25 protein-coding genes are annotated in these 24,221 nt (G+C 63.3%); 16 read left to right on the forward strand and 9 right to left on the reverse strand.

Going from position 1 to position 24,221, the window contains the following annotated elements:
• The first annotated feature begins 4 nt into the window (after positions 1-4).
• Positions 5-373, forward strand: coding sequence for a toxin-antitoxin system YwqK family antitoxin (locus ACYVN4_RS40870; RefSeq protein WP_460728902.1), 369 nt, complete (start codon positions 5-7; stop codon positions 371-373).
• A 34-nt stretch (positions 374-407) separates the two neighbouring features.
• On the forward strand, positions 408-1,274 hold the full coding sequence (locus ACYVN4_RS40875) for an immunity 49 family protein (RefSeq protein ID WP_460728904.1): 867 nt from the start codon (positions 408-410) through the stop codon (positions 1,272-1,274).
• Positions 1,275-1,497: 223 nt separating this feature from the next.
• On the opposite strand, the gene ACYVN4_RS40880 is transcribed toward ACYVN4_RS40875, so the two are convergent.
• Positions 1,498-2,277 (reverse strand): DUF6585 family protein, encoded by a 780-nt coding sequence (locus tag ACYVN4_RS40880; RefSeq protein WP_460728906.1) that lies wholly within the window; start codon positions 2,275-2,277, stop codon positions 1,498-1,500.
• Between the two features lie 210 nt (positions 2,278-2,487).
• On the opposite strand from ACYVN4_RS40880, the gene ACYVN4_RS40885 reads away from it, so the two are divergent.
• Positions 2,488-2,868 (forward strand): hypothetical protein, encoded by a 381-nt coding sequence (locus ACYVN4_RS40885; RefSeq protein WP_460728908.1) that lies wholly within the window; start codon positions 2,488-2,490, stop codon positions 2,866-2,868.
• Between the two features lie 292 nt (positions 2,869-3,160).
• Positions 3,161-4,624 carry a nucleic acid/nucleotide deaminase domain-containing protein gene (locus ACYVN4_RS40890; protein ID WP_460728910.1) on the forward strand — a complete coding sequence of 488 codons (1,464 nt, stop codon included), beginning with the start codon at positions 3,161-3,163 and terminating at the stop codon, positions 4,622-4,624.
• A gap of 13 nt (positions 4,625-4,637) precedes the next feature.
• On the opposite strand, the gene ACYVN4_RS40895 is transcribed toward ACYVN4_RS40890, so the two are convergent.
• Complete coding sequence (locus ACYVN4_RS40895) at positions 4,638-5,378, reverse strand: hypothetical protein (RefSeq protein ID WP_460728912.1); 741 nt, start codon at positions 5,376-5,378, stop codon at positions 4,638-4,640.
• Between the two features lie 43 nt (positions 5,379-5,421).
• Entirely contained in the window at positions 5,422-6,159 is a 738-nt protein-coding gene (locus ACYVN4_RS40900; RefSeq protein WP_460728914.1) for a hypothetical protein, read from the reverse strand.
• A gap of 309 nt (positions 6,160-6,468) precedes the next feature.
• Here ACYVN4_RS40900 and ACYVN4_RS40905 point away from each other — a divergent pair, with 309 nt between their 5' ends.
• The 12 genes from ACYVN4_RS40905 (at position 6,469) to eccB (ending at position 16,136) form a co-directional block, all read left to right on the forward strand.
• Positions 6,469-8,151 carry a hypothetical protein gene (locus tag ACYVN4_RS40905; RefSeq protein WP_460728916.1) on the forward strand — a complete coding sequence of 561 codons (1,683 nt, stop codon included), beginning with the start codon at positions 6,469-6,471 and terminating at the stop codon, positions 8,149-8,151.
• Positions 8,151-8,936 carry an ESX secretion-associated protein EspG gene (locus ACYVN4_RS40910; protein WP_460728918.1) on the forward strand — a complete coding sequence of 262 codons (786 nt, stop codon included), beginning with the start codon at positions 8,151-8,153 and terminating at the stop codon, positions 8,934-8,936. Before ACYVN4_RS40905 ends, ACYVN4_RS40910 begins: the two co-directional genes overlap by 1 nt.
• Positions 8,937-9,023: 87 nt before the next feature.
• Entirely contained in the window at positions 9,024-9,389 is a 366-nt protein-coding gene (locus tag ACYVN4_RS40915) for a hypothetical protein (protein WP_460728920.1), read from the forward strand.
• Between the two features lie 23 nt (positions 9,390-9,412).
• The gene (locus tag ACYVN4_RS40920; RefSeq protein WP_460728922.1) at positions 9,413-9,700 is read left to right on the forward strand and encodes a YbaB/EbfC family nucleoid-associated protein; all 288 of its coding nucleotides are present in this window, start codon (positions 9,413-9,415) and stop codon (positions 9,698-9,700) included.
• Between the two features lie 108 nt (positions 9,701-9,808).
• Positions 9,809-10,123 carry a hypothetical protein gene (locus ACYVN4_RS40925; protein ID WP_460728924.1) on the forward strand — a complete coding sequence of 105 codons (315 nt, stop codon included), beginning with the start codon at positions 9,809-9,811 and terminating at the stop codon, positions 10,121-10,123.
• Complete coding sequence (locus ACYVN4_RS40930) at positions 10,120-11,463, forward strand: hypothetical protein (RefSeq protein WP_460728929.1); 1,344 nt, start codon at positions 10,120-10,122, stop codon at positions 11,461-11,463. Before ACYVN4_RS40925 ends, ACYVN4_RS40930 begins: the two co-directional genes overlap by 4 nt.
• Positions 11,464-11,496: 33 nt before the next feature.
• Complete coding sequence (locus ACYVN4_RS40935) at positions 11,497-11,808, forward strand: PE family protein (protein ID WP_460728931.1); 312 nt, start codon at positions 11,497-11,499, stop codon at positions 11,806-11,808.
• A 16-nt stretch (positions 11,809-11,824) separates the two neighbouring features.
• Complete coding sequence (locus ACYVN4_RS40940; protein WP_460728933.1) at positions 11,825-12,862, forward strand: PPE domain-containing protein; 1,038 nt, start codon at positions 11,825-11,827, stop codon at positions 12,860-12,862.
• The gene (locus ACYVN4_RS40945; protein WP_460728935.1) at positions 12,859-13,647 is read left to right on the forward strand and encodes an ESX secretion-associated protein EspG; all 789 of its coding nucleotides are present in this window, start codon (positions 12,859-12,861) and stop codon (positions 13,645-13,647) included. The genes ACYVN4_RS40940 and ACYVN4_RS40945 overlap by 4 nt, the downstream gene beginning before the upstream one ends.
• 91 nt (positions 13,648-13,738) lie before the next feature.
• Positions 13,739-14,038 (forward strand): WXG100 family type VII secretion target, encoded by a 300-nt coding sequence (locus tag ACYVN4_RS40950; RefSeq protein ID WP_460728937.1) that lies wholly within the window; start codon positions 13,739-13,741, stop codon positions 14,036-14,038.
• A 50-nt stretch (positions 14,039-14,088) separates the two neighbouring features.
• Positions 14,089-14,421: a hypothetical protein gene (locus ACYVN4_RS40955; protein WP_460728939.1), complete on the forward strand. Its 333-nt coding sequence runs from the start codon at positions 14,089-14,091 to the stop codon at positions 14,419-14,421.
• A 122-nt stretch (positions 14,422-14,543) separates the two neighbouring features.
• Positions 14,544-16,136 carry a type VII secretion protein EccB gene (gene eccB / locus ACYVN4_RS40960; protein ID WP_460728941.1) on the forward strand — a complete coding sequence of 531 codons (1,593 nt, stop codon included), beginning with the start codon at positions 14,544-14,546 and terminating at the stop codon, positions 16,134-16,136.
• Between the two features lie 11 nt (positions 16,137-16,147).
• On the opposite strand, the gene ACYVN4_RS40965 is transcribed toward eccB, so the two are convergent.
• The 6 genes from ACYVN4_RS40965 to ACYVN4_RS40990 form a co-directional block, all read right to left on the reverse strand.
• Positions 16,148-17,656, reverse strand: a complete 1,509-nt coding sequence (locus ACYVN4_RS40965) for a serine/threonine protein kinase (RefSeq protein ID WP_460728943.1) — start codon at positions 17,654-17,656, stop codon at positions 16,148-16,150.
• A gap of 9 nt (positions 17,657-17,665) precedes the next feature.
• On the reverse strand, positions 17,666-18,979 hold the full coding sequence (locus ACYVN4_RS40970) for a DUF7373 family lipoprotein (RefSeq protein WP_460728945.1): 1,314 nt from the start codon (positions 18,977-18,979) through the stop codon (positions 17,666-17,668).
• A gap of 8 nt (positions 18,980-18,987) precedes the next feature.
• Positions 18,988-20,232, reverse strand: a complete 1,245-nt coding sequence (locus ACYVN4_RS40975; RefSeq protein WP_460728947.1) for a DUF7373 family lipoprotein — start codon at positions 20,230-20,232, stop codon at positions 18,988-18,990.
• A 106-nt stretch (positions 20,233-20,338) separates the two neighbouring features.
• Positions 20,339-21,631 carry a DUF7373 family lipoprotein gene (locus ACYVN4_RS40980; RefSeq protein WP_460728949.1) on the reverse strand — a complete coding sequence of 431 codons (1,293 nt, stop codon included), beginning with the start codon at positions 21,629-21,631 and terminating at the stop codon, positions 20,339-20,341.
• Positions 21,632-21,639: 8 nt separating this feature from the next.
• Positions 21,640-22,848, reverse strand: a complete 1,209-nt coding sequence (locus ACYVN4_RS40985; RefSeq protein ID WP_460728951.1) for a DUF7373 family lipoprotein — start codon at positions 22,846-22,848, stop codon at positions 21,640-21,642.
• Between the two features lie 92 nt (positions 22,849-22,940).
• Positions 22,941-24,221 carry a DUF7373 family lipoprotein gene (locus ACYVN4_RS40990; protein WP_460728953.1) on the reverse strand — a complete coding sequence of 427 codons (1,281 nt, stop codon included), beginning with the start codon at positions 24,219-24,221 and terminating at the stop codon, positions 22,941-22,943.

The following is a 24,221-nucleotide window of genomic DNA, read 5'->3' on the forward strand; positions in this document are numbered from 1 at the left end:
AGTCGTGAAAAGGATCGATCGGACCTACGACGACGATCAGATCTCCACTGGTGACGATCTGAGGCTCGAGTACCGCGGCGAGCCCTTCACGGGCGAGGTAGTCACGACACTCGGCGACCAGCTCTTGACTCAAACCTTCTACGTGAACGGAGTCCGGCATGGGCTCCAACGCGCGTGGTGGTCCGACGGTCAGCTCAAGTCCGAGGGTGAAGTCGTCTTCGGCACTCCCGAAGGCGTACACAAGGAATGGCACCGCAATGGTCAACTCGCGAAGGAGAGCCACTTCGACGACATGGGCCGATTGCGTACAGTCCGAGCCTGGGGCGAGGACGGGAGCGTGATCGAGAGAAAGCGACCCTGGGACAAGTTGTAGCGCAACCGCGAGGTTTCCAAGGAGGCGCAGCCAAGTGGCTACCAGGGCAGCAACTAGACATCACCTAGTTACCAACGATCCGGATCGCGAAGACCGGAGTATCAATGACGGGATCGAGCGCCATCTCGGTCGTATCGAGGAACATCCTCGACGCTTCAAGAGCGTTCTCCAGGCTTCGCTGAGGCTCGCAGGGTTGCGCTCCGGCTTGGATCCGACGGCAAACAAGGTCGAGACCTGGGAAGCCTACGTAAAGGTTATGCAGGTGTCCTCGGCGATCTTTGCCGTAGCGACCGCCACCGAGGGTTCTGTCGAGTTCCGTTTCGGTGAGCGGACATTGACGATCCCAGCTGGATCCACCCGAGGTATCGCTGACGCCGGCAACTGGGTGATGGCGTTTTACTTCGCGGTCATGTGTCGTGATCAGACTCGTCTGAACATGCTTTCGGAAGTTCCGATCGAAATGCTTCGCGCTACCGGATCGGTGTTCGACGAGTACATCTATCACTGGGTCGAAACCTTGAAAACCTACTGGTCGGAAGGTGTGGATCTCGGTGGCAAGCTCCGGTCTGCCCTCGAAGGTACGGACCCAGCAAACGCCAGGTATGCGCCTCCGAATCTCATGCTCCAGATTCTCTATCCGCCAATCGATTTGTTCTACCGGTTCTTCGGTGAGCAACGCGACGAGTTCAATGACAGCTTGGAACAGGCACTCCAGCTGCATGAAACGTACTGGAATTCGGATGAGGACGACCGCCGAGACGACCGCGACGGCATGATCGCCGCCGGTCCACTGGCCATGGCCTGCCTCGCCTACGACGCCGAGATCCCGATCGATGTCGAGTCCGACTACTTGCCTCGGCATATCGTGCAGCGAAGCTGGCTGGGTGAGTTCCCAACGTAGGTGAGGTCGTCGAGGCAAGATCCGCGGCTTAACATTTCGCGGTGAGCCGTTCACAAGGGGACTTGGCGCAGTTGGCATCCCAACGTGCAGGCCACCTGACCACCGTTCGGAAGTAGGACGAACGGTACTTATGCGTCGGACTTCGACCACTTCCCGCGCGATGAGGCCCACACTCCGATTTGGTTGCGAGACAAGCTATCTGAGGTTGGCCGACTGGACGGCTCTACAGACCGCGGCCCCGCTTGATCAGCGCATAGAGCAGGTTGAAGTTGGTCAGCGAGCTGATGGGGGCGGTGATCGGCGGGCGTTTGGCGGCGGTTTTGATGCGGAAGCGGCCTGCGGCGATGTCGACGTCGGTGATGTCGGTCCAGGGCACGTGGGTGTCGTAGCCGGTGACGCCGGTTGGGCTCACCGTGATCACACCGAACTCGATCGACTGTCCCGCTCCCAGTTTGGCCAGGGCGCTTGGCATCTGATGGGCGGCGACACCTTCTTGGATTCGTGCTCCCCATTCCTGGGGGTTGATGATTCCCTCACGTAGGCGCAGTGCGCGGCCGTCGAGGTCGTGCATCTGGTAGGCGTGGGTGACCCGGGTGGTGACACCGTTCCTGCGGTGCTCGACCAAGTCCTGGATCACGCTGGCCGAGTCGTACCGGACTACGCGCAGCTGTTCATTGGACTTGAAGATCAACCCGTGCTCGAACAGCTCGAGCCACTTACCGGAATTCCGCTTCCCGTGGTAGATCCCGTGCACGGTCCCGATCACCGCCGTCAGCCCCGCGATCACAGCGAAGTACATCGCGGCTTCCAGCAACTCGACGTGTACCGCGTATCCGAGCACCGTGACCGCGACCAGAACGACGCAGATCAGCGCCGCTTTCTGGATCGCGCGCCAGTTCGTCATGATCGCGCCGTAGGTCTTGATGTGCTGCCCCAAGCCCATTCGCGCGGCCGTCTCCGAAATGCGCTGGATGTCATCGGTTTGTATGCCCGACTGGGTCACGATTCCCCCTGTGATCGAACGTTCGTCAAACGCCCGCAGCCTAACCGAGGCGCATCAGGATGCTCCGGGCCACTGCGCTGGCCCGCTGTACGCGTGCGGCTGCCGCTAACGGCCACGGCAGAACGGTGCTGTCCACGGCCCCGGGCGATCTTGCGTAACACGACACTAAGATCGAGATGAGTATGTATTGGGGAGCGGGAGGCGATCAGCATGGCCGATGGAATCGAGCTACCGCGGCTCGCGCACGTCTACGACGCGCGTGACACGGACGGTCGCCCGGTCGCCGCGCGAGAAGCGTTGTCGCCGCAGTTGCGCGAGCAGGTCCTCGCCTACTTGGAGAGCGCCCCGATCGTATTGGCGGCCCGTAGTTTCGAAGTTGACGAGTTCATCCCTTCGGACCGCGACGTACCCCTGACCTTCCGCACCGACGGCGTCTGGATCTGGTCCGGCTCGGTCCACCACTACCTGCGCAAGCATGGCCTTCCGCCGGAGCCGGACCTGGTGCGGCACATCCGCGATCGTGACTTTCGGATCGGCGAGGTCAGCGCGGCCGCCAAGGAAATGGCTGTCCGGGTGATCACGGCGAGATGACGACCGTCTCGTGGCAGTGGCCAATGCCCGGAAGCTGGGAGGGATCAGCACAATGACCGAAGGTTTCGATCTACCGCGTCTCAGGCGGGTGAGGCGATTGCTCGGTGTGCGAATGGCAGTTCTCGGGACAGTTCTCTCCGCCGTAGCGCTGGCCGGATGCTCCGCTGTGTCGGGACATGCTGGGGCCGCGGCAAATACCGTCCCCTTTTATAGTGCGGTCCTCGATCTGATGACACAGCGGGTAGCGCACTACTCAGGGGCGGATTCGGGGGGAAGCAACTGGGATGTTCGTGTGACCGCTGAGGGAGAGACGCTCGGAAATGCGACCGCGCCGGGGCAGCCGCAGGTCGATGTACTGAGCGTCGGTGGCAAGACGTATGTCAGACCTCCCAACGGCAGCCGACTTTCGGATCTGCCGACAGGGGTCTCGCCCACATCGGTTGCGGGTAAGTGGGTTACCGGATCCGAGCTGCCCGCCAAGCTGGTTCCAGCCGAGGCGCAGCCTCCACACCAGTTGGCGGACCGGCTGATGCGTGCGCTGGATCGTGCTACCGCGTTTCCACGAATCGGTGCCTCACCCATTCAGGTTGGCGCTGATCAGGCATACGAGGTCGCGACACCTGATGGCACGCTGGCTGTTTCGGCGACCACGCCGTATCGGGTCCTGCGCTGGATTCCTAGAACCACCGATCAGCAGACTTCCACTTCTACCCCGGTCGAACCGACTGCAGGGGGAGGCGTGAACGCGGTGGTGGATCAGTCCCAGGGCCCGATCGTCTTCACTGTCATGACACCCGCCGACCGGGAACAAGCCTTCAATGACGTCATTGCGCAAACCCAGACGCTGACCGATGCCGTGGATGTCGGCGTGCAGTTCAACTTTCAGCAGTCCGGAGATCTGAAGTGCACCAATGACAGTTGCACTGTGTCGGCAACGGTCTCGACCGTCACAACCGCGGCGCAGGGTGCTCGACTATCAGGCAACGTCTCCGCAGTAATGAGGGCGTCGCTGACTATCGATGGACAGCCCAGCAGTGGTTGCTCCACAACCCAAACCCTTCCTATCAATGGAAGTTCCGTGATGGCTTGTGTCGACGGCAGTGTTGCTCCGATCATCGCGGGGATCAACGCCCGCAATCAGGCGAAGGTAGATGCGCAGGCGCGCGCCGAAAACCGCGATATCACTGTCGATTACCCCATCGACATCAGGAGTCATGTCGACGTCCAAGCGAGTGCGATGGTGCAGGCCGAGATCGACCGCCTGGTCACCACCGTTCGTGCCGAACAGGGTTCCGGTCGCACCCGGGATACATGTGGACAGTCCTGCACATATCGGCAAATTCCGTACGGAAGCGAAAACCTCAGCCAAGCCGCGGATAGCGCCCGCCGCTCGCGGAACACTCCTTCCGGAGCCAATCTCCTTGTCGCCGTGGTTCCCGGCTGGAATGACCCGCAGAACGGCGATTTGATCCTGGGCTCCGGCGACTCCCAAGGAGATAATCCCGTGGACCGTTCCGAAGAGGACCTGCTGAGCCAGCTGACTGCGAAGGGATACAAGCCCGACCAGATCACGTCCCTCTTCAGCGAACGCCAGCCCTGCTTCGCAACCTGCGGCTCGAAGTTGGCCCCTTCGCTACGCCCTGACACCATCGTGTCGTATTCGATTCCATGGCTGCCCAATGATTCTCAGGCTGCCGCAGCCGCGAATAACCTGCTGGGCAAGCTTGCCGTCGAGACACCACTGCCGCACACGTAAGCCATGATGGCGATCATGTACGCAATTTGATCCGAGTCGCCTCGGCGACCTTCAGCAACATCGCGTTCGCATCGGTTTCCGATGGCAGTAGACCGGGTTCACCACCACCGAGCTCTTCCATCCAGGTCAGCTGTGTGACGACCCAGCCCTCGTGGATCTGCAACTGCACACTGGTTCGCTGGGTTTGGGTCGGATTGGGGTAGATCGTCTGGAACGCGTCATCGCCCGTGCTGGTGATCTTCGTGATCTTGGGCTGCGGAGAGGTAGGGCCGAAGTCTCCCTTGTATTCCGACTGATACGCCGCTGCGAACTCGGGGCCTGGATCTTGCTGCTTGTTCAGTATCACGGCGATACCCAGGGTTGCGTGCGCCGAATCGGTTGGCTTCAAGCCTGGCACGTCGAACACGACGTTGCAGATCATGCGGTCGGAGACAGGGTGTTTGGTTGTGGACGCAGTCGGATTTCGTTGTCCGTAAGCTGTCGATGGAAGCGAGAATCCCATGCCTGTGACCGCGGAGAGGTTGGCCACCGTGCAGAGATCATCGACCGTGTGATAGCCACGTAGATCGGCGTGAGGGTTCGGATCATCCGTGTTCACACTGGATTTTCCGACGTAGCCGGTCGCGATCGCACCGATCGCCCACAGTGCGGAGGTGACAATGACTGCGCAAATTGTCCACAACCAACGACGGTCCTTCGGGCGGGTCGGTCCCTGTGGCGGCATGTGTGGTTGGGGCGGAAAAGGGTTGGACACGTTGGTTCCTCGGGGCTGATGTGCGCCGGTGTCGACTCACACGTCACTTGCGAAGCATGGGCATGCTGGTCGTGGCAATCGCGGTCAGGATTCGGCGCTTGTCTGCCATGGAGGCGTCGGCCTGCCCTGTCGAGACGTTCGACAAGGGTGTCCAGGCCACCGAGTAGACGAACCAGCCGTCGAGGACGGTCACAGTCATTGCCTTGGATCCAAAATTGTCGTAACTGACGTATGCCGCGTCGCCCAGGCCGGTCACTTCCTGGAATTCGTCGGAGCTGCCTCCCGACTCGGTCTTCGCGATATCTAACTCTTGTCGGAAGGCTGGAAGCGGATTGCTTTCCTTGTGTACAACCGCGGTGGTCGTCACGAACACGGTTGCGAGATTGCCCTTTTCATAGGTCATTTCACACTTTGCCGCGTCCATGGCTGAATGGCGTTGTACGAAGGCGGCAGGGGGCGAGACGGGCGACGCCGAGACCTTGAAGCCGGCAGCTTCGACCGGGGAGAGGTTGGTCGCCTTGCACAGGTCGTCCACCACGTGGTAACCACGAATGTCGGGCTTCGTTGCCAGATATGCGCTAGACGCTGGTTTGTTCATCATGTGGATGCCGAACAGCGCACCAGCCCAAATGGTGGATGTGGCGAATACAGCGGTTAACGGCCAGAGATAGCCGCGTGATCGAGACTGCGGTGGCTGAGGTGTCGGGAACTGTTGGTATCCGCCACCGTGCAGTGTCGGAGCCGTTGGTGACCCGATCGGAATCCCGCCATTTGTATCCACTAGCAGTGCCCCTTAACTCCCGCTTGCGGCGCCACGCTATCAGATGCTCGTGGAAGCGATCGGCCAGCGCGAGGGCGAGCCGGTGCCGATCCGGCGTGGTAGCGTCGGCCCTTGTCCGCCTCGGGGGCGATGCGATCGGCCGACGGAATATCCACCAGTGCAATCGTATCCAGGCCCCGATGTCGGTCGAGGTCGGATTCGGATGGCTTCCGGCAGTCGCAGATGTCGAGATCGAGAGAATCGGGGGCTTCGGTGGGAGACATCCCTTCGTGGAGCGTGCTTCAGTCGGGGATCGGCACGGACACGCTCATGTTCAAGGCCGACGCGGCGGCGACGGCCCTCAACGCGTGCAGCACTCTGATCGGGCATCTACTTGCGCTGCGGCAATCGACGAAGGACGTCAAGGACCTCGGCGCGTTTGCTGGACCGGATGGCGACTTCCATTCCGGGGTCAGACTTGCGGAACAGTACTCCAGCCTCGCCGATGACCTGGACACGGCCTTAGGCGCACACATCGGCATCGTTCAGAGCATGGCCGGCACGTTCAAGGAGGCCGCAAAGACTTTCGCGGCAGTTGACGGCGAGTCGGCGGCCAGCTTTGCCAAGATCGCGATGACGACTGTGCCGGGCGGCTTCTCGAATCCGTTACCGGATCCCGCTAAAGCGTGGGATTCTGTTGCCACGCCAAAGCCTTACCTTACGGATATTCAGCTCCCGTTGGAGTCCGAAATCTCGAAAGTCTATGCGGCACCTGCAGATTATCGTGCTGTACAACCCGAAAATCCCTACAACAAGAACTGGAACGAGCTTTTCAAGTTCGGGCAGAGCATCAAGCCTGACCCGGTGGTACTGGCTGCGCGCCATTGGACCTGGATGTCTGGGGAGGTCTTCGCGTACTTCGAGGAGTTCAGAAGTACTGCTGTCGACAAAGGTATTCAAGACGGTTGGGTGGGAAAATCGGCCGGCAGTGCTATCGGGGCTGTCAACAAGGTTGTCTCGGATGGCAAAGCGCTATCTACGGTGACGGGGCAGGTCGGGGGCGACTTGCTCGAGGCCGCCGCGTGGTTGAAAACGACCAAACCGCTGATGCCGCAGACCGAGAACGCGCCGTCCTCTTCGTCGACGCTTCTGCTTCCTGGTCTACCGGCAAGTGTCCAGGCGAAGGGTTTGCTTGGTTACCAATACGACTGCGACAGCTACTACATAGCCGGAATCATCAAGTACAACACTCAGCTGCGCGCAATCGAATCGCCAACGGACGGTACCCCTTCGACGCCTGGAACGACCCCCGGGACTACTCCTGGCACCACGCCCGGCACCACTCCGGGCGGCACCCCTTCAACTCCGGGCTCGCCCAGTACCCCCACGGTTCCCACGGACACGGATCCGAAGAATACTGATCCCGCCAACCCCACCAAGACGGACACTCCGACCACAACGACGGACACGACGCTGCAGACGCTGATCACGCAGGCCAGTACGGTGATTCAGGCGGGCATCACCGCCGCGGAACAGGGCGCGGAGAAGATCGCGTCGGCGGTCCAGACTGCTTTAACACAGACGAAGACCACGGAAAAGACGACCGACCCGACCGATCAGCTGACGCAGCAGTTGCAGAACCTCGGCCTGATTCCGAAGACCGACAGCCCCGGCGGAACTCCGACCGGCGGCAGCCCGACGGGTGGCACGCCAACGGGCGCACCCCAGACACCGAAGACGCAACCGTCCCCGAAGGCGGCTACTCCCACGTCGGCGACCGAGACGGAAGTCGAAGGGGAAACTGCGACGGCATCGCGTGCGGGACTGGCATCCACATCGTCGACGTCGTCCTCGGGAACCTCGAGCGGGATGGGTGGTTCGCCGATGGGTGCGGCCGGCTCGCAGGGGCAGGGCAAGGAACACAAGCGCCCTCAGTTCCTCACCAACCTCGAAAATTTCGAGGAAGTGCTTGGTGAAGCCCCTGCCGCAGTTACTCCGGTGGCTGAAAAGTAATGCGTAGCTGGCAGTTCGAGGATCTCGAGTTTCTCGTGCTCTGGGAACGGCTCGTAGGAGACTCCCTTCCTGAACCGTTCGAATTCATCAGTAGCACACCGATGTATTACGACTATCTGAGGGAAAAGCGACAGGCGGCCGAACGGCTGGAGGAGGTTCTCAAAGGCCCCTTCGCTGCCGTAATGGATACGCTCTCGGCTCCGGATATACGGCTGGTCGCGCACGGCTGGGATCCTCAGAATCCAAATGATCTGTCCTGTCGGATCAGGATGCTTGCTGCTCGTAAGCGCGGCTTTGGCTTCGTGGTGAAACAGGTAGGTTCAGAAAGTCACGCGAGCGGTGGCAGTTTCATTGTGACCGAATGCGATCCACTGTGCCTGGCGGACGAGCTTGTCGCGGCCTTGCCTCTGGTTGAACCCGGGCGGGTGCCAGAGATTCCCCTGGCACCGCCCCATGAAGCCACGGACGATGTCGATTACAGCTATGGAATCTCAGCCGTAGGCGCGGAATCACAGGATGACCTCCTGCGGCGGTCTCAACGGTTTCTGCACCGACAGCTCGGCCTGATCGGCACGATCGATGTTGTTCAAGGCCAATCGAAGTACGGACCGCGTGGCATAAGCAGTCACCGAGTGGAGTGGCGCGATCTACCGGATGACGGGCGGTACGCCATACTCCACGCGCCTCCATGGAAGGCAACCTCGGTCGATGTCAAGCGGCTGACGTCGATGATCAACAACCGTATTGCCGAGGTGATTCGAGTGATCAAGGAAGAGCGCGGGTGACCGGGATCTCGAGCGGAGGAATATACCTGGCCTCCGCGCGACGTCATATGGTACTGATACGCATAGCTAACTGGAGGGGAGTTCGGCGTGACTGAGTCGGGGACGGTCAGTTCTGGTGCTGGCGGGGAGGATTGGGCCTCGCTGGTTGTTGCCAATTCGTCCGGGTCGATTCGGGTGCGGGCTACCAACCAGGGGCTGCCGCTTGCGGTGAAGGTCGAATCCAATGAGCTGCATCGGGATCCGACGCAGCTCGCGGGGGAGATCCTTCGGCTGTGTCAGAAGGCTGCCAACCGGGCTGGTCTCGCGCTGCGGAAGCAGTTGGAGGAGGCCGGGCTTGATGCTGAGAGCATCGCCAGGGCCGGGTTGCCGACCGAGGCCGAAGTCGCTCGGCAGGAAATCGTTGAGGAGCAGGACTACGATACTGAGCCGCAGAGTTGGCTCAGGTCGGTGTAGGGAGGGCGCTCGTGGTTTCGTCGATGGATGAGTTGCAGGAGCAGGTTCGGCGGCAGCTGTATCGGTTTCAGGACTTGGCGGAGCAGATGGCTGCGGTTCGGGGGCGGGAGACGTCCGAGGACGGGGCTGTGATGGCCGAGGTCGACGGGAACGGGGCGCTCAAGGATCTGCAGTTCAGTAGTGCTGTGAGTCGGATGACGCCGGGGGAGTTCGAGCAGGCCGTGGTGACGACGGCGGCGCAGGCGGCGCGGCGGGCGTTCGAGCGGCGGGCCGAGATCGTGAACCGGTTCAATGAGGAGCTGGCCGAGTAGGCCGGTTTGTTTACACAAGATTGAGCCAGAGTTTGCATCTTGCGGTCTGGCACAAGAAATTTCGTACTTGTATCCTGTGCAAGATCAAAGGTAGTGGGAGGGACACTGATGGCTGATCACGTGGCGGCGGATTTCGCGCCCATCTTGGCGTACGGCACTCAGAAGGCGGCTATCGCGACGCAGGTCGCGGGGTCGGCGGCGGCGGATGTGGCGACTTCGCTCGCGCAGGCCGTGCCGGTGTTCGGGCTCATCGGTCAGGAGTTCCTGGCGGCTTTCGCTGTCGCACAGGGCAACTTCCTGATGTCCTCGGCGGAGATCGCCGCGGTGCACGCGAACACGGCGACCACTGCCTACGCGGCCGTCGGCGCCTACGGCACCAATGAAGTGACCTCGGCTGCCAGCTTCCTCTCGTCGGTGCTGTGACCAGTCCTTCGAATCCGACTGTTCTGGACGAGCTTCGCGGCAGTCCGATCGGTCCATACCTCGATACGCCGGTCGCCGACGTATTGAGCAATATCGGGATGCCGCAGTTGCCGCAGCTCCCGTCGATCAGCCTGCCGGATCTATCGGGCATACAGCTACCCACGCTGCCGACGATCGATCTGACGTCGTTGATCTCGCCGGTCACCAGCCTGCTGCAGTCGTTCGGCACCGGCACCAGCAGCAGTTTCAATCCGGCGAGCATCCTGACCTCGCTGATCAGCGCGCTGACTTCGGCCACGTCGGCGAGCAAGTCGGCGACCAGTACGGTCATGAACTCCTGGACCGGTGACGCCGCGACCGCCGCTCAGGACAAGAGCAATACGGTCGAGGCGCAGAGCGGCGAGGTGGCCGCTCAGGGTACGCAGCAGCACATCATCCTGGCCGCCGCCCAGGCGATCGTCGCCGAGGGCTACGGCGAAATGACCGCTCTCATCGCGCAATTCATCGCGCAGGTGACCGGAGCCGTCGCGCTGCTGGCGACTCCCGCCGGTATTCCGTGGCTGATCGCGACCGCGACCACGACGATCAACGCGGGCATCGGCATCGCCGCGAAGACGAGCATGCAGCTCGCGGGCAGCACCGCCCAGATCGCGGAAGCCGGAACGAAGATCATGATCGCGGGCGCGCCGTTCGCGTCCAATATCGAGTCGCTGGTGAACATGGTCGGCACCGCGCTGCAGCCCATCACCAGCGTCGCCCCGACCGTGGCCGAGAAGGTGGTCGAGAAGGGCGCGTCGGTGGTGTCGACCGGCGCCAGCGACCTCAGTTCGGCTCTGAGCAACAGCAATTCGAACAACAACACGAACACCAACACCAATACGAATACGAACGCCAAGACCAACACGCCGACGGTCACCACCACCAAGACCGACGACGAGAAGAAGACCGACAGCCCGGACACCACCAAAACCGATGGCGGTGGTGGCAGCCCGCTCAGTACCCTCTTCGGTGGTGGCACACCCACCACCGCGACACCGGCAAGTACGTTGGGCGCCAACCGGATTCCGACGGGCGAGGTTACTTCAGGCGCGGGCGTTCCCAAGACCACCACCGAGGCCAACGGTCGTACCACGGCCACCACGTCGCCGGGCATGGGCGGTGCCTCCGGTGCCGCGGGCCGGGCCGGCGCGGCCGACGAAGAGTCCACCTCGGATCGTTCCGGACTCGTCACCGGCGCACACGGCGACGAGGTCGTCGGTGTCATCGAGGGCGTGGTGCTGCCGGTCGTCGGCGCCATCGAGGCGATAGAAGAGCCGCCGGACAAGGCACTCACGCTGTAACACGCAATAGCCAGGGGTAACAGGAGGATTGGCATGAGCACCAACGCATTCGACGGTCTGCGCTTCGACGCCTCGACCGCCCGCGATGCCGCGGCCCAGCTGGACGCGCTGGCCGACCGCATCGCAGGCGGACTCGGCGTCGAGCAGGCCAAGCTCGATTTCGCGCCGGCCGGGGCCGACGAGGTGTCGCAGCGCGCCGCGCAGACCCTCAACGCGGTGGCGGCGTCCTTCGTGAACTCCGGCGGCGACGGCGTCACCGAGCTGCGCAACCTGGCTTCCACGCTGCGCAGCCAGTTCGACGCCTTCGGCCGGGTCGAGGACCAGTCCGTCCTCGGGTTCGCCTGAGCGGAGCACTTCTTCGATGCTGGAACCGACGAAACCCGGCTTCACCGAGACGGTTTGGGAATCCCGACCGCCCGAGCAGCTGGCGCGTGACCTGGTGACGGGTGCCGGTGCGGTACCCGCCGCCGAGGCCGGTCTCGCGTGGACGCGTTTGAGCGCGGGTTTCGCGGCGGCGGCACTCGAATACGAGCGGATTCTCGTAATCCTCGACAGTGCTTGGGAATCCAAGAACAGCGGGCCGTTCATCGAGCGCATCAAGGCGCTCCGGGACTGGTTAGGCGCGTCCGCGTCGGCCGCGGCCGGTAATGCGGTGCAGGCCGAATCACACGCGGCCGCATACGAACTCGCGAAACTGACGATGCCCGATGTCGACGAGGTCGAGAAGCTCAAGGACATCCAGCAGCTGATGCAGCAGCTCGGGCTCGCGGCCGGGCTGCCGCTGCTCGGCGGACTGGCCGGGACCGATGCCGACGCCGAGAAGGCGAAAGCTGAAGCGGCCCGGGTGATGCGGACCTACGAGGCGGCCACCGAATCACTGGCCAAGCCGTGGGAGCACGAAGCGCCGCCGCAGGTCACCGCCGGGCTGACGCCCACGGAGCAGCCGGCCGCACCGGTGGAGACGCCGGAGGCGCCGACACCCGCGATGCCCTCGATGCCGACCTTGTCCCTCGGGTCGCTCAACCTGCCGCCGATGCCGCTGTCGACCTTGCGTGCGAACACCACCGTCCAGGCGGAGGAATCCACTACGCAACGCGTTGCGACACAGCCGGTTACGGTCCAGACGACCGGCACTGCCATGGCGCCTACCGCGATGGGCGGCGCGGGCCAGGACAGCGACGAGGAACACATCCCGCGCGCCGGGCTCGTCGGCGCACCCACCGGTGACGCCGAGCTGGGTCTCACCTCGGGCATGCAGGTCGCGCCCGCCGTGCTCGGCGGCGTGGACCCGGCCGCGCAGCGTCCCCCGGTCGACATCGCGTTCAATGCCGGTAGCACCGGCTCCGAAAGTGCCTCCGGTGATGGCGATTCCGGCACTCGTCAGGGGGCGGCATCGTGACGACGCTGACCAACGACGGCATGATCGCGCTGGCCGGACACCTGGGTGTGCAAACCCTGCCCCTGGTGCTATCCGTAGGCCCGCAACAGGATTCGTACACAGAGTGGGAACAGGCGCAGGAACAGGCCCGCAAGGACCTACGCGCCCGTCGCATCATCGACGCCCACGGTGACGTCGATTCCGACACCGCCACAGCACTGTTCGTGCTCTCCTCGCCCGAGCGTGAACTAGCCATGCGGGTCCACACGGCCGAAGGTGCCGTTCGCGTTTGCGTGGCCCGCCGCGCCGAGCACCACGCCGTGGCCATCCGCCGCGGCGACTCCCTCGACATCCACCCCCTGTGGTCCGACGGCACCGGCGACTCCCTGTCCCGCCCGCTCCTCGACGCGCTCGGCCACTGCCCGCCCGCCGAACTGGCCGCCTTCAGCGCCGAATCCGTCGATCTGGCCGAACGCCTCGACACCGCAACGACTTCCGCCGACTACGCGAGCACCGTCTACAACCTCGGCGTCCCCGATACCGACGCCACGGCCTACGGCCTCGCCCTCTCCTCGACCAACTCCTACGCCGAAATCGTGGCCTACGCCTACGCCGACGGCCTCACAGACCGATCGCCCGGAGCCGTCGCTGTCTACGACACCGCACGGGGCCGCATCGTGGCCGCACCGGGGGTCGCCCCGGACCAGACACTCTGGTCCACGCTGACACCGGGCAGTGATCACCGTATCGCGCAGTCGATCTCAACTCTGATCGACTCGCTGCCTGGGGGGAGGTGGCTGGCGTGAGTCCGGCGTGACCCACCGACAGCTGTTCACCCCGAACCGGTGATGCGCAACGCATCGCCTATCCATCCCAAGAAAAGGCAAGGTACAGACGATGGTTGCAAATGAAGCGGAAGTTGCCAAGGCCGCGCAGAGCCACATGGCCGACGTAGTCGCCTCGATCAAGGGCATCCTCAAGCAGATCACCGATACGGTCGACTCTTCCAAGAGCAGCTTCCAGGGTGAGGCCGCGGGCGCGTTCAACACCGCTGCGGTGTCCTGGGACAACGAAGCTCAGGCGCTGAACCGTGCGATGGACGAATTCCAGGAGAAGGTCGGTGCGGGCACCGACGTGTTCTCGAACGTGGACGCCTCCAACAAGGACGACTTCACGGCCGCCCTTACGAACCTCTAGCAGAGACTCGCGCCCACCCCACCTTCCCCAACACATGCAAAGGATTTGAAATGCTTTACGACAAGGCTGGAATGACCCACCTGGCGGACCAGCTCCGTCAGTTCCACCGTGACCTGGTTGCGGTCGCCGGTGACGGTACCGCCGCGGTCGACACCTCCAGTGACCTCGGCCAGGCGGTCGAGAAGCTGAAGCAGGCGTGGTCGGACCCGAACAGCGGCGCGGAGAACGGTGCGCTGCAGTCCGTCATCGCGGCGAAGTCCGACTGGGACAAGGCGTACGCCGACAAGTGCCTGACCACGCTCGACAACGTGACCAAGGCGGTCGAGAGCGCGCTGTCGAACGCTCTCGCGGCAGACGCCAAGGTCGGCAACTCCTTCGCCTGACGAGGGATAGCAGTGCCACTCGCGACAGCGCGCCCCTCCACTTCGGAGGGGTGCGCTGTCGTTGGACGGCACCCCCGTAGTCTTTGTGCCCGTAGCTCCCGGTTCGACGGAGGATTTGGTTAGTGCCAGCCCAATTGACCACCCGTGCCCAGGTCAATGGGTACCGCTTCCTGCTGCGCAGGCTCGACCACGCATTGGTACGCCGCGATGTGCGGATGCTGCACGACCCGATGCGGTCGCAGTTCCGATCGCTGATGGTCGGAGCGGTTCTCGCGGTGCTGGTGGTCGCGGGTGCCGCGATCATGGCTTTCATTCGCCCGCAGGGCTCCATCGGCAATGCGAACATCGTCATGGGCAAAGACAGCGGTGCGCTCTATACCGTCGTCCGGGACAAGGACGACAAGAACAAGATGACCTTGTTCCCGACGCTGAATCTCGCGTCGGCGCGCCTGCTCTCGGGTACCGCCGAGAAGCCGACCTCGGTCAAGGACAGCAAGCTCAACACTGTTCCGCGCGGTCCCATCCGCGGAATCCCTGGCGTACCAGCCGCTTTGCCCGGCAGCGGGCAAGGTGACCAATCACAGTGGACGCTGTGCGACAAGATCCCGCTGTCGGCGTCCGGCGGTTCAGCTTCGTCGACGGGTGCGGAAACCGTGGTGATGGCCGGGAGCCTGCACCTCAATGACCATGTCAATGTGGCTGATCCAGGCTCCGCTGTCCTTGTGAAGCGGGCCGACGACAAGAACAAGGACCTGGTCCACACCTACCTGATCTACGACGGGAAGATCGCCGAGGTCAATCCGCAGAACGACGCCGTGACGCAGAAGGCGCTCGCGCAGGTGCTCGATCTATCCACCGCGCGGCCGGTTTCGGCGAACATGGTCGCCGCGGGTGTCAGCGTGCCACCGCTGGTCGCTCCGACCATCCCGCATGCCGGTGACAATGACGGACCGGGGCGACTCAACGGCGTGAAGGTCGGCAGCATCATCAAGGTCGCGGCCATGGATGGTTCAGGTCGGTCGGACCTATATGTAGTGCTGGACAATGCGATTCAGCGAGTTTCCCTGTTCACAGCCCAGTTCATCACGTTCGCGAACTCGAAGAACCAGAATCCTGACGGCTTCACCTCGGTGACGCCGGACATGATCGCCGGAATCCAGCAGAAGCACGCGAGCGACAAGAACGACCCGGGCCTGCCCGTCGACGATTTCCCCACTGTCGCACCGAAGATCATCTCCGCCTCGGAGAACCCGGTCGCCTGCATCACCTGGTCGAAGAAGGCCGGATACGGCAAGGATCAGTCCGATGCCACGGAAAGTCCGGCCGACTGGGCCTCGGTGCAACTGTTGGTCGGTACGCGCTGGCCGCTGAGCGATTCGCAAGCGCCGGTCGCGCTGGCGACGGCCGACGGTACAGCTGGTGTCCGGCTCAACGGGGTCTACGTAGCGCCGTCCACAGGCGAATTCGTGCGGACGACCGGCGTCAAACCGGGCAGTCAGGAACGCGACGGCCTGTATTACATTGCCGACAACGGCATTCGATACAGCATCCCGGATATGAAGACGGCGCAGATTTTGGGTCTGGATACCAAACCCCACCTGGCACCGTATTCGATCGTGGGTGCTTTGATGTCCGGTCCGACCTTGTCCGTAGAGGACGCCCAGAAGAGCTGGGATACCTTGCCGCCCTTGTGCGACAAGGCATGCCCCAAGTAGCCGAGCCGGATCTACGTGACGGTCTTGCGCAGGATCGGCAGCAGCTTGTCGAGCAGGATTTGTTCAGAGTTGTCCGACCATTGGCGGATCGCGGTGACTGCGGCCGGGTCGTCGAGGACGATGACCGACGCCTTACTCCCGGTCATCGCCGAAGGGAGATTCACCAGACCGCCGCCACCCGCGTCGGTGTCGCTGCGTACGGCGAGTACATACCCGGTACTGATGGACCGAAGCACGTCGTACTGGGTATTGAAACCAGATCCGATCGGGCGGGGGTTCGGCTCGTCTCCCTTTCGGAGGAAGTTCGGGCTGTAGGCGAAGCCGAGGTCCTCGAGGAATTTCGATTGAGGACCCGGCTTCAGCTGAACATCCAGCTCGACGTTGCTGCCACTCTGGCCCGAAACATCGACCACAACAATTGATTTGCTGTTGAAGACCGGGTTCTGGGACCTGGCATCTGCCAGTGGGCTACGGGGCGCAGCTGATGTGTAGTTCTGCTGTGTCGCCCAGATACCTGCCCCTGCAGCCAACGCAATGACGGTCGCCGCGACACCGCCGATGAGCCAGGTGCGTTTGCGCGCTACCGTTTTCGTCGGTCCAATGGATTCCGGAGCAATGGATTCGGCGTTCGCCGGGGGGCGAGTATGCGACAGGGTTTGCATGTTCAGGCCGGAAACGCCGTATTCGAGTGCAGATTTGAGTGCGGTGGTGAACTCGTGGCACGTATCGAACCGGTCCGCTGGATCCTTCGCCATCGCGACGGCGATAACGTCATCGACCGCCGCTGGAAGTGTTGGATCCACAGCCGTGATCCGTGGTGGCGGTTCGCTGATGTGACCCATCATCACCACTGCGGGTTGCGTTCCCGGATAAGGGTTCTGACCGGTCAGCAGGCGGAAGAACGAGCACGCGAGGCTGTAGATATCGGCGCGATGGTCCAGCCGTGTTCCACTCAACTGCTCCGGCGAGGCGTAGGCGATTGTCGCTACGAAACCACCCGCCTGGGTCAGCTCATTGGTGTCCTCGGTGGACTTCGCGACGCCGAAATCGGTGAGCAGCACTCGCTCTTCACCGTTGTCGCCCATGGACAGTAGGAAGTTCGCGGGCTTGATGTCGCGGTGCAGCAACCCCCTACGGTGTGCATGGTCGAGGCCCCGTCCGACCTCCGTGACGATGTGCAGCGCGCGCCACGGCGTGATCGAACGGGGGTCCTGTTCGGCGGCCGCCGCAGCGTCGATGCCGTTCACGTACTGCATCGCGATCCAGAGTTGCCCGTTGTCTTCGCCGCGATTGTAAATCGAGACGATGTTGGGATGATCCAGGGCCGCAGCGAGATTCGCCTCCCGCTCGAACCGTGCCCGGTACTCGGCGTCCTGGCTGTACTGTGGGCTGAGGACTTTGAGCGCGTCCCAGCGCGGTAGCTCCGGATGCTTGGCCAGATACACCGTGCCCATGCCTCCCGCGCCGAGTACGCGCTCGACGCGATAGCCGCGAATGATGGTGCCCGGTCCGATATTCATCCCAATTCCTTACATATACCGGCTCTTGGCCAGTAGGGCGTACTGTGCTGCGACCATTTGCTGCGCGGATACCAAATCGAGGCTGCCCACGCGTGCTACATAGCGGTCGTAGTGCAGGGTGCAGATATATGTCGTGAGTTTGGTGGAGTCGTAGTATCCCCACCATGCGAGGCCGATGTTCCCCTTGTATGCCGTGCAAGCAACACCTGGAACGTGTTCGGGTGCATCAACGGACCCGTTTTCGGTGGCGTTGATTCCGGACCACAACTTCTCGGCGGCATTGGCGTCTCGAGCTCGAAGTAGCAAGCCACCACTCCCGGCAGTGGATAGACGATCGACACCACTATCGTCGAGTAGTCGCTTCCAGGCCGCCTGATCGAATAGGAGGTGGAGGTGGCCTCGCGGCGTGTGAGTGACCTCGTGGATGGGATCGATCTCCAGCCCGCTCTTCGGGTGAAGGGTTCTGCGCAACATGGCATCCGGGTCGTAGTCCAGCCGGAAGATCTCGTGTGGTGACAGTGCGGGTGCTTGCTCCAGTAGAGGCAACTGCGCCGCGAGCACTTGTTCGATGAGCGTCCGCAAGCCATCGAAATCGGGATTGGGTTGGGCAACGTAGACATTCACTGCGTACTGCCCGACGGCGATTGTCGCCGCCATAGACGGAACGCCTGGCCGCCAGTGGGCCTTGGCTTTCGGCTGCTTGTCGAGCACGACGTGAACATTTTGATCGGCAGCGACGGCGAAGTCGGCCGACTCCATTTGGTCAGCCGCGCTCTGAGCCCGCTGCTGGTCAGGGAATTGCAGCACGGTCACGTTGAACGCGGTGGCCTGTGGATCGCCAAGTGCGCCACCGAACGGGTTGAAATTGTCGGACTGATCGACCGCGCGCGACTTGGGTAGGTCACGGGTACTCGCAGCAGCGGTGTAGCCGAACATCATGCCGTTTGCGTCGAGCACAGGCTTTACCGGGCCTGCGAAGACCCGAGATAACGTGCCTAGTGCCGAGGTCGCTGGGTAGATCGACTGGGCCATGACACCGTGGCTGAACTTCGAATCGACATCAGGCCCGATGACAACGTTGTCGGCCAGTCGCGCCATCGCGATAGTCCTGCCGTCGTTGGCATTGTGCTGGTAGTTAATGCGGACGTCGAGTGGATCGGTCGGGTAGTTGCCGACTGGAAGTTGTCGCACATCGACCTCGCCCGAGGTTGCTATACCATCTGTTTTGCTCCCGCATCCGGTCAGCGATGCCGTGACCAAAAGCAGTGTGAGCGCACTGAAAACCGTTCTCCCAGTGGATCGGTAGGTGCTCGGTCTCTTCATGTGCCCCCCTACTTGTCGTTGACCAGAATGGCGTACTGCGCGGAGATCCGCTGGTACACATCCTGTTTCTGCTGGGACCAAACGGTCGCGGCATACCGGCCATGTGAGACATAGCAATGGAAGGGGGCCGCGTGCTCGTCGGGGCCGTGGTACTGCACACAGCGAGCCGATGAGAGACCAGCTGGTGGGTCGATCCGATTCTGGAACCGTGAAGCGGAGACTCCGTCGACGAAAATCTGTGCCGACGCGGCATCCTTGGCTCGGACGAGGAATCCCGCACCGTCACTGACGCTGTCCACCCCAGTCTTGTCGAACAGGGCTTTGTAGTCAGCTGGCTTCCCGACGAGGTGAAGCATGCCGTGTTGGTTGAAAGTTCCGGAGAATGCCTCGACAGTCTGGTCACCCTTCGGGCGCGAGAGCGTCAATCGCAGCATGCCATCTGGGTCTAGCGGCAAAGTGGAGAGCTGTTCCGGCGCCGTCGGTTGAAATGATTTCAGGGCAGCTGTCGTGACGTCGATGGCCTTGTCTGCCAACGCCAGCGGGGCGGGATCGGGTGCGAGGCCGAAGGCCTGCTCCACCGACTTGTTCTCGACCTGATCGATCATGGAGAAGATGACGTACTTCCCGGTCGGATACCAGGAGGCGAGCCGTTGTTCGGTCGGCGCCCAAAGGATCTGCGCCGCAGGATGCTGGCTCGACTGCACAGAATCGACCTGCGTGCCGCCCGGCAGGGTGAGGCCACTGTGGGCGAGGGAGGTCGCCGCTCCGGCGGCTGCCGCGTCACTGTCGAAAATCATGACGGCGTTGGTGAGGGTGTATCCGAGGGAGGCATCCTCGGCAGGATGTCCGCTGGTGGCGAAGCCGACGACGAACCCCTTCGCATCGTCGGCGAAGTGATCAACATTGACGAGGCCACCAAACGAGTTCGCATCGGTGAATACGTTTGTAACCGGGGCATTGTGGATCAGCGTCGGATCTATGTCCGATGCGAGGGGAACGATATTGCCGAGCCGCGCTCCTTCGAGAACCCGACCGCGCTTCGCCGAGTCCGGAGTGGTCGGATCCTGTGGATTGGTCGCGTAGCTGCCGGTGTCCATTTTCCCGGCATCCGCCTTCTGGTCGTCGGCCGCATGGGATTCCGATCCACACCCGGCGCTCACCAAGGCCGACACCACCAACGCTGTGGCCGCTGCCGCGCGCACCCCGATACGGGCCGACCGTAGTCGGCCATAGCCATGACGCATGTCGAGCATTCCCCCCACCGAAACCGAACTGCCAGTGACATCTTGCTTCTGGTGTGCAGAGTGTACTGGGAGGTCGGGATACGAGGAGCACCGTGTCAATCGCCTGGGGGACATCTCACATGGACTGGCTGTTTGCGAGAACCGCGTACTGTGCCGCGGCCTTCTGCTGTGCGTCCACCAGCTGACTGCTCGCGACCCGGGCGACGTACCGGTCGTAGTGGATGGTGCAGAGGTACTTGTTGTCGGCGTCCCAGGCGTAGTTGGAATCGGCGTCGGCGGTCAGGGACCAGCCGGACTTGGGATTCGGGTTCTGGACGCAGGCGGTGTCGGGGAGGTTCGGGGGCGCGTCGGCGGGGGTACCGCCGAGCTGATTGATCGCGGACCAGAGGGCGGTGGCGGCCTTGGGGTCTCGGGTGCGGAAGAGGAGGCCGCCCTGCTTGGCGGTGGAGATGCGGTCCACGCCGTTGTCGTCCAGGAGGCGTTTGCCGGTGGCCTGGTCCTCGACCGAGTGGAGGTAACCGCGTGGCGTGTGGGTGGTTTCGACGGACTGGTGTGGGCTGGTGTACTCCGCAGGATGCAGGGTTCGGCGCAGCATGCGGTCGGGATCGTAATTCAGGTGGAACATCTCGCGTTTCGACAGGGCGGGCGCCTGGTCCAGGAGCGGCAGTTGGGCGGCGAAGATCTGCTGGGTGAGTTTCCGGAGCCCGTCGAGGTCGGGGGTCGGCTGGATGGCGAAGACGTTCACGACGTAGCTGCCGTGGGCCAACGTGGCGGCCATGGACGGAATGCCTGGTCGCCAATGCGCTTTCGCGTCCGGCTGGGCGTCCAGGGTGAGGTGCACGTTGCTGTCGGCCGCGACCGCGAAGTCGGCGGCCTCCATCTGATCGGCGGCAGTGCGTGCCCGCTGCGGGTCGGGGAATTGCAGGACGGACACGTTGAACGAGGTCGCCTGCGGATTGTCCTGGCCGCCCGCGAAGGGATTGAAGTTGTCCGAGATGTGGTAGCTGGCCTCCACCGCGATCCGGTGCGTGCTGGCGGCCGCGGAATACCCGAACAGCATTCCGTTGCTGGCCAATACGGGTTGCACCGCACCCGCGAACACCTGCGACGACGAACTCAGGAATTGAGTCAGCAGGTTGTAGCCGAACTTCGGATCGACGTCCGCTCCGATGACGACATTGTCGGCCAGGCGGCCCATGGCCAGCTTCTGACCGTCGCTCTCGTTGTGCGAGTAGGTCATGCGGAAGTCGAGTGGATCGGTGGGGTAGTTGCCGACGGCTAGGTGCCGGACATCGATCTCACCGGCCCGCGGCGTGCCGTCCACCTGGCTCCCGCAGGCGGTCAACGCCAGGGCGAGCGCACCGACCATCAGTCGGCCGAGAGTCCGGCCGGTCCCGCGACGCTTCACGATTCCCCCTACTTGTCGTTCGCGAGGATGGCGTACTGCGCGGAAATCCGTTGATACACATCCTGTTGCTGCTGAGACCACACCAAAGCCACATAGCGCCCGAAGGCGGCCTGGCAGGTGAAGGGAAAGGCATGCTTGGCGGGTCCGTGATAGGTCGTGCATCGAGCGTGCGGCAGTCCCGGCGGCGGATCGATGAGACGCTGGAACATGTCGGCGGCCGTGGCGTCGGCATAGGTCGTCGCCGCTGCGGCGTCCCGAGCCCTGACCAGAAATCCTGCTCCGTGACTGACAACATCTACGCCGGTCTTCTCGTAGAGCGCCGCGCGCGCCACCGGGTCGTCATCGTCGTGCAGTTGGCCGTGCCGGTGCAGGACGCCGTCGAAGGCGTGTGCGGTCTGATCACCCGCCGGTCGTGGGAGGGTCACCCGGAGCATGCCGTCCGCGTCGACAGGCAGGTTCGTGAGCTTGTCGGTGGGTGTCGGCTCGAACGTCTTCAGCTTGTCGGTCGTGACTTGAATTGCCTTGTCGGACAACGCCAGTAGCCCGGGCAGATCCGATTCCTCGAGGAAGAAGTTCTCCGTATTGTGCGCGATGGCCAGGACGAGCAGCCTGCCGACGGGATAGAAGGAAGCCAGCGCCTGCTTGTGGGGCATCCATCTGATCTGCGCGGCCGGGTAGCGAGTCGACACGACGGGCTCGTCGTCGGAATCGCCCGGTGACGCGGGGTTTCGGTAGAAACCGGCGTCCGCCAGTGCGCGGGCGGCGCTCGACGCGGCAGTGTCGCTGTCGAAGATCATGACGGAGTCGGTGAGCTGGTAGGACGCATTCCAGTCGTCGTTCGAGCGTCCCGCGGTGGAGAAACCGGTCACGAATCCCGCTGCGTGGGTGGCGAAGTCCGCGGAGCTGAGCCAGCCGAGCAAGGAGTTGCCGCCCGACAGCTCCGGTGACGCCATATCGTCGGCGGAGACGAACGGGCGCGGCCCGCCATCGTTGTGCACCAATGCCGGATCGACCTCACTCGGCAGCGGCATGGCATCACCGAGGCGCAGGGCCTCGACCGTGCGGGCCATCCGCGCAGCGTCCTTGGGGACGAAGTCCTTCGGTTGCGTTTGGTAACTGCCGGTTTCGAGCTTGCTCAGATCGATCGCGGGAGCGTCGGCCGCCCGCGAATCCGATCCGCATGCGGCGCAAGCCAGCAGCGAGATCGCCAGTGCCACAGCCGCTCCCGTGCGCGTCCGATCGCGGGCCGACGGTACTCGGCCGAAGCCGCGATATCTGAGGGGCACAGCGTCAGACCTCCGGGGGTATCTCACAGGTACTGACTGTTGGCCAGCAGGGCGTATTGGGCTGCGGCGCGCTGTTGCACATCGACCAGTTGTGAGCTGGCTACGCGGGCAACATAGCGGTCGTAGTGCAGCGTGCAGTAGTAGCGGTTGTCGGCATCCCAGGTGACGGGCCACTCCTGGTGGGTCGGCTTCGGGTTCTCACCGCAGAAGATGTCGGGGACGCCGGATGTGTCGTCGACCTTGGCGGGTTGCAGCGGTTTGATGCCGGACCACAGGGCCACCGCCGCACCGGCATCGCGGGCGCGGATGAGCTGGGCGCCGCCCTCGGTGACCGAGATGCGATCGACGCCGGCGTTGTCGAAGAGCTCTTTCCAGGTGTTCCGGTCGGTGCGCAGGTTCAGGAAGCCGCGCGCGCCGTGCGTGATCTCGGTATCGAGATCCGGTCGCGCGTTGCGACCGGGATGCAGTGTGCGGCGCAGCATTCCGTACGGGTCGTAATCCAGCCGCTTGATGTCACGGCGTGAGAGCGGTGGCAGCCGGTCCAGCATCGGGAGCTGGGTCGCGAAAGCCTTCTCGGTCAAGGCCTTCAGCGCGGGCAGATCCGAATCCGGCCGCTGGACATAGACATTCACTACGTATTGGCCCTGCGCCAGAGTCGCGACCATGGTCGGCACGCCTGGCCGCCAATGGCTCTTGGCACCGGGATACCGGTCGAGCATGAGATGTACGTTCTGGTCGGCCGCCACGCCGAAATCCGCTGACTCCATCTGTTCGGCGGCCGTCTGCGCGTGCTGGGTGTCCGCGAACTGTACAACGGTGATATTGACCGCGGTAGCCCCCGGGTTTCTGTCCGCGCCACCGAATGGTTCGAAGTTCTTGGCCATTCCGTAGTTCAGTGGTTCGGCCAGTGGCTTGCTGCTGCTCGCCGCGCTGAAACCGAGCACCGCGTCATTGCTCTTCAAGACCGGCGTGACCGCCGCACCCAGCACACCCCACGAGCCGGTCGGGTCGGCGGACTTCTCGTGCAGGCCGCCGTAGGCGAGGCTCGGGTCGATATCGGTGCCGAGCGCGACGGCATCGGCGAGCCGGGCGAACGCGAGGACCTGCCCGTAGCTGGTGATGTGGCTGTATTCGGTGCGGTAGTCCAGCGGCTCGGTCGGGTAGGCGCCGACATTCAGTTTTCGAACGTCGATCTCCGCGGCGACGGGCGTGCCGGAAGTGCTCGCACACCCGGAGAGCACGGCGGCGGTGAGGGCGAGCGCGCCGGTCAGCGAACCGACGCGGCGAAGACCCGGAATCTGCAC

Source organism: Nocardia heshunensis (genome assembly GCF_054782115.1).

What these genes read in the sequence shown, in the direction of transcription:
- ACYVN4_RS40885 (WP_460728908.1), top strand. Translation starts at nt 2,488, where the DNA reads ATGGCCGATGGAATCGAGCTACCGCGGCTCGCGCACGTCTACGACGCG.
- ACYVN4_RS40905 (WP_460728916.1), top strand. Translation starts at nt 6,469, where the DNA reads ATGTTCAAGGCCGACGCGGCGGCGACGGCCCTCAACGCGTGCAGCACT.
- ACYVN4_RS40910 (WP_460728918.1), top strand. Translation starts at nt 8,151, where the DNA reads ATGCGTAGCTGGCAGTTCGAGGATCTCGAGTTTCTCGTGCTCTGGGAA.
- ACYVN4_RS40920 (WP_460728922.1), top strand. Translation starts at nt 9,413, where the DNA reads ATGGATGAGTTGCAGGAGCAGGTTCGGCGGCAGCTGTATCGGTTTCAG.
- ACYVN4_RS40925 (WP_460728924.1), top strand. Translation starts at nt 9,809, where the DNA reads ATGGCTGATCACGTGGCGGCGGATTTCGCGCCCATCTTGGCGTACGGC.
- ACYVN4_RS40935 (WP_460728931.1), top strand. Translation starts at nt 11,497, where the DNA reads ATGAGCACCAACGCATTCGACGGTCTGCGCTTCGACGCCTCGACCGCC.
- ACYVN4_RS40940 (WP_460728933.1), top strand. Translation starts at nt 11,825, where the DNA reads ATGCTGGAACCGACGAAACCCGGCTTCACCGAGACGGTTTGGGAATCC.
- ACYVN4_RS40950 (WP_460728937.1), top strand. Translation starts at nt 13,739, where the DNA reads ATGGTTGCAAATGAAGCGGAAGTTGCCAAGGCCGCGCAGAGCCACATG.
- ACYVN4_RS40955 (WP_460728939.1), top strand. Translation starts at nt 14,089, where the DNA reads ATGCTTTACGACAAGGCTGGAATGACCCACCTGGCGGACCAGCTCCGT.
- ACYVN4_RS40965 (WP_460728943.1), bottom strand. Translation starts at nt 17,656, where the DNA reads ATGAATATCGGACCGGGCACCATCATTCGCGGCTATCGCGTCGAGCGC.
- ACYVN4_RS40970 (WP_460728945.1), bottom strand. Translation starts at nt 18,979, where the DNA reads ATGAAGAGACCGAGCACCTACCGATCCACTGGGAGAACGGTTTTCAGT.
- ACYVN4_RS40975 (WP_460728947.1), bottom strand. Translation starts at nt 20,232, where the DNA reads ATGCTCGACATGCGTCATGGCTATGGCCGACTACGGTCGGCCCGTATC.